Source organism: Streptococcus sp. 2018037 (genome assembly GCF_019754195.1).
GTDB classification, from domain to species: Bacteria; Bacillota; Bacilli; order Lactobacillales; family Streptococcaceae; genus Streptococcus; species Streptococcus hashimotonensis.
In genome coordinates this window covers 1-1161 of the sequence record NZ_JAIJZQ010000055.1, presented here as the reverse complement: position 1 = coordinate 1161, position 1161 = coordinate 1, and the positions used below count along the sequence as shown (strand labels likewise).

General features: G+C 41.3%; 1 pseudogene. It reads left to right on the top strand.

Annotated features, from left to right (window positions below):
* Window positions 1-44: 44 nt before the first annotated feature.
* Window positions 45-1161: pseudogene (locus K5Q29_RS10585) on the top strand (IS3 family transposase); the annotation flags it as partial.

Here is a 1161-nt window from a genome sequence, read left to right as displayed (position 1 = left end):
AAAAAACAAAAATTTTCACTAGAAACTATAAAGGGAGTTTTATTATGTCCAAAAGAAGTCCAAAGTCTGTCTCTGAGAAACTAGAAATTGTTCTACTCCACTTGGAAGCTGGGAAATCACTTAGCTGGTTAGCTAGGCGCTATGGTGTGTCTAAAGACACTCTATCAAACTGGGTTCGGAAGTACAAAGAAGCTGGTGTTGAGGGGCTAGAGGAAAGCCGTCACTGGACGAAGTATAGTAAGGAACTAAAGGAACAAGCTGTTTCCGACTATCTTAATGGATTGGGAAGTCTCAAAGATTTGACTGAAAAATATGGAATTTCTTGTGATTATGTTCTCAGATCTTGGATAAAACGTTATACTAGTGGTAAAGAATTGAAAGCTACTAGTAGAGGAATGAGTCGCATGAAACAGGGACGCAAGACAACATTTGACGAACGGGTTGAGATTGTCAATTTTACCCTTGCCCACGAGAAAGATTACCAAGGGGCTGTTGAGAAGTATGGCGTTTCCTACCAACAGGTCTATTCGTGGGTCAGAAAGTTTGAGAAGGACGGTTCTAACGGCCTCCTCGACCGTCGTGGAAAAGGTTTGGAAAGTAAGCCTAATCTGACTTCGGAAGAAGAGTTACGCCTAAAAATCAAGCAACAGGAAGAACGGATTAAGTATCTTGAAATGGAGAATGGCCTGCTAAAAAAGTTAGAAGAAATCAAGCGACGAAATCGACGGTAAGAATGGGTCGCCACTTGGAATCCTTCCAAGCGATTAAAGAATATGCGGATGAACAGAAAGAGGCTTCTATCAGCCACTTGTGCCGTATTCTAAAGGTATCTCGCTCAGGCTATTACAAGTGGTTGCGTCATCAAGAAACTCCTTCTGAACAAGAAAATACAAGATTGATAGACGTCATCAAGGACCTTCATAGCCAACATAATGGCATTCTTGGTTATCGTCGTATGACTCGATTTGTCAATCGCAAGCTTGAAACAAACTACAACAAGAAGCGGATTCGTCGCTTGATGCATATTCTAGGTATTCGCTCCATTATCAGAAGATCCAAGGGATATTGCACCAAGACTAGCTTTGTCAATGTAGAAGACAATATTCTCAATCGTGATTTTACAGCTACTGCCCCCAATCAGAAATGGTGTACAGATGTGAC